The sequence below is a fragment of the Rugosimonospora acidiphila genome, assembly GCF_039543385.1.
GTDB lineage: Bacteria > Actinomycetota > Actinomycetes > Mycobacteriales > Micromonosporaceae > Rugosimonospora > Rugosimonospora acidiphila.
Genome location: NZ_BAABJQ010000043.1, coordinates 51,803 through 59,107 on the forward strand (window position 1 = coordinate 51,803; position 7,305 = coordinate 59,107).

The following is a 7,305-nucleotide window of genomic DNA, read 5'->3' on the forward strand; positions in this document are numbered from 1 at the left end:
CCACCGGCCGGCGTTCCGGCCGTGTCCCCGGCACAGCTTCGCCGACCAGGCCCCCGGCCTCGTTGCCTTCCGCCGCCCGATTCCGGATCACCGATGCGGTAGCGTTCATCGTGCCGGTGAGACGACCGGTCAGACCGCGAGGAGGAGCGTGCCATGGCCAAGGGGTACTGGGTGACCGAGTACCAGTCGGTGTCCGACCCGGAGAGGCTGGCGGCGTACGCCGAGGCGGCCAACCCCGCCGTCACGGCCGCGGGCGGTCGTTTCCTGGTTCGTTCCCCGCACGCGGTGGCCCTGGAGGCCGGGCTGGACCAGCGCACCGTGGTCGTCGAGTTCGACAGCCTCGAGGCCGCCCTGGCCGCGCACGACACCGAGGCGTACCAGGCGGCGCTGGATGTCCTGGGCGACGCGGCGGTGCGCGACTTCCGGATCGTCGAGGGTGTTGCCTGACGCCGATTGGTGAGGGCGTTGTGACGACGCTTGGGGTGCCCGCCGCGGAACGGCAGCGGGCACCCCAAGCCACGTGAACAGGATCAGCCGCCCGCGCCCTGCGGCGCCTGCGCCCACGGCGTGGCCACCGTCCAGCTCGAGTCGTCGGCCCAGGACGTCGTGGTGTCCCAGGTGTTGGTGCCGCCGTTGCTGGCGAGATAGACGGTGTTGTTGAAGGATCGGATGTACCTCGTCGCGAAGTTCACCGACTGGAACGACATCCCCTGCCCGCTGTTGCCGGTGCCCGGGCAGAACGTCGCGTCCTGCGAGAACAACGAACTTCCATCGTTGGGTTGCAGGTGGAACTGGAAATTCTGGTGGCGCAGATAGCTGCCCGGCTTGTTGACCGACTCGAAGGAGACGCAGGTCTGGTTGGCCAGGCCGGCCGCCTCCACCCACGTCGCGTCCTGCCTGTCGGTGGCGGAACTGGCCGAACTCACCGGTACGGTGACCACGAGGTCGTCGGAGTCGTCGTGCTTGACGTAGTTGGACGTGCTACCCGGCGTCGTCATTCCCAACGACACCAGCGGTCCGGGGTCGAGGGTGAAGCCCTTGTTCGTCACCCCGGGCGTGGGGCTGTTGGACGTGGTGAAGTCCGTGCAGTTGCTGTCGGTGTCGGTGCCGTCCGGGTAGCGCGCGGCGCTGCGCCCGGTGCCGGGCGCCGCGACCCGGCAGCCGCTCTGGCCCGATCCCGACGTGCCCTGGTAGCCCTCCGCGGTCCACGGGTCGACGAGGCCACCGTAGTTGAGGCTGTCGGCCACGAGACCGTTGTCGTCACTGAGTACCAGGTTGCCGGCGCTGGACGACAGCGCGGGTCCGCCGAACCACTGGTCCGGCGCGGCCTGTCCCTGGAAGCCGGCCGTCGTGACGGACGCGTCGCGTACCGGCGTGTTGATCGCGTGAGTCCGGCTCAGGGGCTGGTCGAGGGTGATGCCGGTGCCGAGGGCCGCAACCGGCTCGTTGCTGGAGTGGGCGAAGGCCGTCGCCGGCGCGAAGGTGACCCCGGTTCCTCGGTCGCTGAACGGAAGGTTCGACGAGTGGTCGAACTTCAGTGGCGCGGTCAGGCCGAGACCGGTACCGGTCGCGCCGGAGGTGCCCACCGTGGCGACGGTGACGTTCTCGATCCTTGAGCCGATGTCCAGCCTGATCGTGTCGCCGACCGAGACGTTGGTCGTGGACGTGACCTTGAGATTGGTCGCTCCGGCGGGGGCGACCGCCGACAGCCGTGCCTGGGTGCCCGGCCTTCCGACCCCCGTCACGGTGGCCACCTCGAGGTTGTCGCCGTAGCCGATGGCCAGCCTCTGGCCGACCGCGAATCCGGAGGTGCTCGCCACCGGAAGATTGGTCGACCCGGCCGGGATCGTGACGACCGGACCGTCGGGCAGGGGCTGCCAGAGCGTCGTGTTCGCGGTGGCCGCCGTGCCGACGCTCGCGATGGTGCGCGTCTCCACGCCGGCGCCGGTGTCGATGCTGATGGAGTGGCCGGCCGCCAGGCCGCTGGTGGTCCTGACGTTGATGGTGGAGTCCCCCGACCTGGCCGGGGCCGCCAGCCCGGAGGTGGACAGGCCCAACAGGTAGTGCCCACCGGCCGGCAGGGTGGTCTGGGCCGGAACCGTCACCGTCGAGGAGACCGGCTGCTGGGTCGGGTGCTCGGTCAGCGTCCAGTTGGAGATGTCGGCGGCGGTCGGGCCGGCGTTGTACAGCTCGATGAACTGGTCGGTCGAGTCGGTGCCGGTACCGGTACGGAACTCGTTGAGTTTGACCGGGGCGGTGTCGCGTACCCGCTCGGTGGTTGTCACCGCGTGCCGCTGGCCGGTTCCCTGAATCACCCAGGTGGCGTTGCCGACCAGGTCACCGTTGAAGTCGGTGGGCCCCGAGGTGACCCTGAAGTTCGCGCTCACGCTCTGACCGGGTGGCACGGACAGGAAGACGCTCTGCCCGGCGGCCTTGGCGCTCCATCCCGGCGGGACGGACAGGCCGAGCTGCACGGCCAGAATGGTCGAGCCGGTGGTGTTCGTGAACGTCAGGGTGGAGTCCTGCGACGAGCCCGGTGCGAAGGTCTGCGACCCGGGCGGGGTGTCCGTCGCGGACGCCGGTGCCAGGCTCAGCTGCCGCACGTCATACTTCGCCGCCACGACGTTGGCCTGCACCGCGCTGTCGGTGGCGTCCGACGGGTACCCGGCCGTCATCACGCCCTCGTAGAAGGTGCCCTGCGAACCGTTGCTGTTGTCGCCGCCGTTGCCCAGCACTATCGCGCCCTGCTTGCGCATCGGGTCGTAGCTGGCGTCCACCCGCGGTCCGTCGAACATCGTCGTCAGCCCGCCCCGCTGCGCGTCGCCACCCAGCGACGCCCAGTGGTGCGGTTCGCCCTTGGCCACGGCGGTGACGAACCGGGAGGTGATGTTCGGCAAGCCGGCGCAGAGCTTGGACGTGCTGCCCGGGTTGACGCAACCGACCAGGTTGTTCTCCTGGTCGGTCATGACCCAGGGGCCGGGCGCGTTGCCGTGGTACCAGGACGTGGCATTGCCGAAGTAGGACGTTTCCATGGTGCCGTTGCCATCGTCGCGGCTGTCCGTCTCGGCGTTGCCGTAGTCGAAGCAGCAGCCGTTGTTGAAGTGCTGTCCGTTGAGCACCCAGTACATGCCTTCCGGCTGGTCATCGACCGCGATGCCCCTGGTGTCGTCGTCGCGCAGCCCCATGCCCGGCTCGATGAAGACGCCGTACGCCTTGTGGCCGCTCACCGTGATCGGTGCCAGGTCCGCGATCGGCAGGTTGTCGAACCCGCCCATGGCCGGCCCGCTGAAGCCGCCGTGGGGCGCCTGGGTCAGGTCGTTGTGCATGGGTGACTGGTCGTAGACGATGCTGATCCAGCAGCTGGTGTCGGCGCAGAATTCGTCCTGGGCGGCCGCGTCGGCGTAGCCACCCGGGTCCGGGACCGGTTGCGCGGTCGGGGCGACGACCCCGATATCGCGCACCTGGTTGTCGGACGCGCGCCGGACCTGGTAAAGCGGCCCGTCGTAGGCGGCGTACAGGGCTCGGGTGGTGCTGTGCGCGGCCACGCAGGGCGTGCCGGCCGCGGCGTAGATGTCGCACGGGCCCGGTGGCCTGGCGGGGGCCGCCTGCTTCGCGACGGCCGGGGATGCCACCGTGAACGAGATGCCGATCACCGCAAGCGCGATCGCGGCGAACGCGGCAATGGGCCCGCGGTGTCTTCGCGTGATGCCGGGTCTGAACATGTTCAGATCAACTCCTACGTCGTTCGGCTTGACGGAGGCGAACTTGACCGGCCCCGAGCCGACCGCTGCTTCGATCCGCGCGGCCCCTTCCGGCGCCCGCACGGCCAGGAGCGGCTCGCGGTGTTGTGAGCGCTAACATCGATCAAGTTGAAATCCACGGTATGCACTTCGCCGAGTCGCGTCAAGGTTTCCCGCGCGATCCCGCGCCCTGCGCCACGAGAGGACCGTCATCGACGACCGGCTATTGAAGTGACCTCGGTGAGGTCGGCCGGCGGTGACACTTCGTGATCTGGTGGAGTCGGCTGTCGTCCGGACCGGGAAGACACTGCTGGTGACATCCGGCATGCTGAAGGCATGACCGAGGAGCCGAAGGGTCGTTCCGCCTCGTCCGGCGGTACGACGTCCGCTACACCGCCAGTGATCTCTCTAATGCTGATCGTTCCAGACGCGGACGCCGCGGTTGCCTGGTACAAGACCGCGCTGGGCGCGACAGAGCTGTGGAACCTCGGTGGTGTGGCCGGTCTGGAGATCAGTGGCGCCCCCTTCTTCCTCCACGAGGTCAATCCCGAAAACCCCACGGAAACCAGTCCCGGCCGGGCCGGGGTCACGAGCACCCGCATCGAGGTGTTCGCCGACGACCCCGACGACGTCATCGAGCGCGCCGTCGCCGCCGGCGCAGCCTCCGGAGCGGAGATCGAGGACCATCGCATGCCCTGGGGAACGCACCGGCAAGGTGGATTCACCGACCCGTTCGGTCACCACTGGTCGGTGGGCGACAAGTCACCGCTGCGCCCGTTCCCGAGCTGACCGGGCCGGCCCTCACCCGCGACCCTCGGACGCCTCGCGCCGCCGCGCGTTCGAGTTCCGCCGGTGCCGCCCGGCAACTCGGGCCGCTATTCTGCCAGCGGCAGAACGATTGCCCGGTCGGGCTCGACGATCGCTACAGTCCGGGTTCATGGCGACAATCACGACGCGCACGGTCGAGTACCCAGCCGATGGCCTGACGATGATCGGCCACCTCGCACTACCCGCCGGGGTCGACCGCCGGCCCGCGGTCCTGATCGGGCCGGAGGGGCCGGGACTGAACGACTTCCAGCGCGGCCGGGCGGACGCCCTCGCCGAACTGGGGTACGTGGCGCTGGCCTTCGATCTCCACGGCGGGCGCTGGTTCACCGATCCCGAGGAGATGCTGGCGCGTTGCATGCCGCTGCTTGCCGATCCCGACCGGCTGCGGGACATCGGCCACGCCGCGCTCGACGTGCTGCTCGCCGAACCGCGGACCGATCCCGACCGGATCGCCGCCGTCGGCTACGGCACCGGGGGCGCCGTCGTGCTGGAGCTCGGACGTGATGGGGTCGAGCTGCGGGCGATCGCCACGGTCAACGCGATGACCACGGGCCGGCCGGGCGAGGCCGCGCGCATTCGGTGCCCGGTGTGGGCCGGGGTCGGGTCGGAAGACCCGATCATGCCGCCCGCGCAGCGGGACGCGTTCGCCGCCGAGATGCAGGCCGCGGGCGTCGACTGGCGCCTCGTGGTCTACGGCGGCGCCGTGCACGCCTTCCACCACCCGACGGTCGACCAGACCGTGCTCCCCGGCGTCGGCTACCACCCACGGCACGCGCAGCGCGCCTGGCGCGACGTCGTGAACCTGCTCGCCGAGTGCCTCCCCGTAGCTCCGTGAGCTCAGGTCGCGGCGGTTTCGATGCGCTCGCCCCGTAGGCCCACGCAGTCCAGGGCCCAGAAGGTGTCGGAATACACGAAGGTGCCCGTCATCCACTCTTCGTACGAGGACAGTGTGGCGACCTGAAACGCGCCGGGCGGGTAGCGCAGCGTCGGCGGACGAAAACCCAGCTTCGTGGCGTCGGCGAAACCACGCTTACCGTAGTAGTGGGGTGAGCCTTCGAGGAACACCAGAGGAATGCCCCAACTGTCGGCCTCCGCGAGAGCGTGTGCCACGAGTCGGGTACCAATCCCCTGGCGCTGGAACTCCGGCAGCACCCCCAAGGGCGAGAGCGACAACACGTCCACGAGCCGGGGCAGGGCGTCCAACCGGCAGGCACTGAGCATCACGTGGCCGACCACCCGCTCACCAACGGTGGCGACCAGCGACATCGGCGCGAGCGATGTCTGGGCGGCGCGCAGCGCGTCGACCAGCGTGGGAACCCGCTCGCCGTCGCCGAATGCCTGCGTGTGGACTTCCCGCACGACCTCACGATCCGTGGCCCGTTCCGGCCGGACCGCCACCTCAACGCATCCGCCGTGAAGCTCCTCGATTGAAGTCACGGCGCCAGGTTAGCCCCGCGAGGATCGGCACGCGACGCGATTAACGCAGGTCCGGCCCGGATGCACGCCGGCAACGCTGTCGCCCGCCGGTGCCGGGCCGCATCGCGCCTCGGCCGTACGGTCGCCATGAGATCAACTGTTTTCCGGTAGCGCCCGCCCCCGGGAGTGGCCAGACTGTACCGGTGTCCGGCACCGGCGCGCTCATCGTCCCGTTTCTCGGAGTAGACCGTGCGGTCGGCGCCTTTCGCCGCAACCACGATCCGGCGGCGGCGCTCGGCGTCCCCGCGCACATCACCATCCACTACCCGTGGTTGCGGCTGCCCTCGGTCGATCAGGAGGACATCCGGCAGGTCCGGGAGCTCGCCGCGGCCACGCCGCCGCACCCGGTCGCGTTCCGTGAGCTGCGCTGGTTCGGCACCGAGGTGCTGTGGCTGGCGCCCGACCCGGCCGAGTCGCTGGTCGACCTCTCGGAGTCCAGCGCCCGACGCTGGCCCGGTCACCTCCGGTACGGTGGCCAGATGACCGCCCCCGTGCCGCACCTCATGGTCGCCCAGGTGCGCGACGGCGGCGACCGGGCGGAGGTCGCGCGGGTCGAGGCGGAACTGGGCGAGCGGCTGCCGCTGCGGGACGAGGCATCCGAGGTCTGGTGGATGGTCCAGGGCGAGGACGGCCGGTGGGCGCGGCGCGCGGCGTTCGGGTTCGGCCGGTGACGCCGGCGCGGACGCCGAGACCCCGCCGCCGCTGACCTGGAAGGGATCCGTGCCATGTCGGCCAGCCTGCTCGCGGAGACCCTGGCGAGGTTCGGGGCGGTGACGCGGGAGCCTCATCCACGGTTCGAGTCCCGCTCGGGCGCGGGCGTCCTTCCCGTGCGCGGAGTCGCTCGTCCGGGCGTACTACGCCGGCTGACGTCGTAGGCGCGGACGCGGCCCGACCCCCATGGGGTCGGGCCGCGCTCGGCTGACCGCGATCCGCCGTCCTCCGGGGACGGATCACGCCTTGGCCGGCGGCTCGATCCGGTCGAACGGCAGCCGCACCACCAACCCCTTGCCCAGCACGGCGTTGGTCGTCTGTACCTGGGTCAGCTCCGACGTGCTCAGCGCGCGGTTGTAGACGCGCACCTCATCCAGCGAACCATCGAAGTGGAACGCGCCATCCAACCGCTGGCCCACCTGGATCTGGAACGACACGGTCCGGCTGACCGACCCGGCCTCGGCGGGACCGGCCGCGACCTGGGCGCCGTCCACCCACATCAGCAACTGGTCACCCGAACGCTCCAACGCCACGAAATGCCAGGCATTGT

General features: G+C 70.3%; 7 protein-coding genes. 4 read left to right on the forward strand and 3 right to left on the reverse strand.

Going from position 1 to position 7,305, the window contains the following annotated elements; all coding sequences use genetic code 11:
- The first annotated feature begins 153 nt into the window (after window positions 1–153).
- Entirely contained in the window at window positions 154–447 is a 294-nt protein-coding gene (locus ABEA87_RS39110) for a DUF1330 domain-containing protein (protein WP_345638514.1), read from the forward strand.
- Between the two features lie 83 nt (window positions 448–530).
- Here the strand turns inward: ABEA87_RS39110 and ABEA87_RS39115 are convergent, their stop codons facing one another.
- Complete coding sequence (locus ABEA87_RS39115; RefSeq protein WP_345638516.1) at window positions 531–3,722, reverse strand: arabinofuranosidase catalytic domain-containing protein; 3,192 nt, start codon at window positions 3,720–3,722, stop codon at window positions 531–533.
- Window positions 3,723–4,076: 354 nt separating this feature from the next.
- On the opposite strand from ABEA87_RS39115, the gene ABEA87_RS39120 reads away from it, so the two are divergent.
- Both ABEA87_RS39120 and ABEA87_RS39125 read left to right on the forward strand, forming a co-directional pair.
- Complete coding sequence (locus ABEA87_RS39120; protein WP_345638518.1) at window positions 4,077–4,529, forward strand: VOC family protein; 453 nt, start codon at window positions 4,077–4,079, stop codon at window positions 4,527–4,529.
- 148 nt (window positions 4,530–4,677) lie between these two features.
- Window positions 4,678–5,403: a dienelactone hydrolase family protein gene (locus ABEA87_RS39125; RefSeq protein ID WP_345638519.1), complete on the forward strand. Its 726-nt coding sequence runs from the start codon at window positions 4,678–4,680 to the stop codon at window positions 5,401–5,403.
- A gap of 2 nt (window positions 5,404–5,405) precedes the next feature.
- Here ABEA87_RS39125 and ABEA87_RS39130 read toward each other — a convergent pair whose 3' ends face one another.
- Complete coding sequence (locus ABEA87_RS39130; protein WP_345638521.1) at window positions 5,406–6,005, reverse strand: GNAT family N-acetyltransferase; 600 nt, start codon at window positions 6,003–6,005, stop codon at window positions 5,406–5,408.
- 182 nt (window positions 6,006–6,187) lie between these two features.
- On the opposite strand from ABEA87_RS39130, the gene ABEA87_RS39135 reads away from it, so the two are divergent.
- On the forward strand, window positions 6,188–6,715 hold the full coding sequence (locus tag ABEA87_RS39135) for a 2'-5' RNA ligase family protein (protein ID WP_345638523.1): 528 nt from the start codon (window positions 6,188–6,190) through the stop codon (window positions 6,713–6,715).
- A 279-nt stretch (window positions 6,716–6,994) separates the two neighbouring features.
- On the opposite strand, the gene ABEA87_RS39140 is transcribed toward ABEA87_RS39135, so the two are convergent.
- The coding region (locus tag ABEA87_RS39140; RefSeq protein ID WP_345638525.1) for a LamG domain-containing protein at window positions 6,995–7,305 on the reverse strand (311 nt) is incomplete at its 5' end.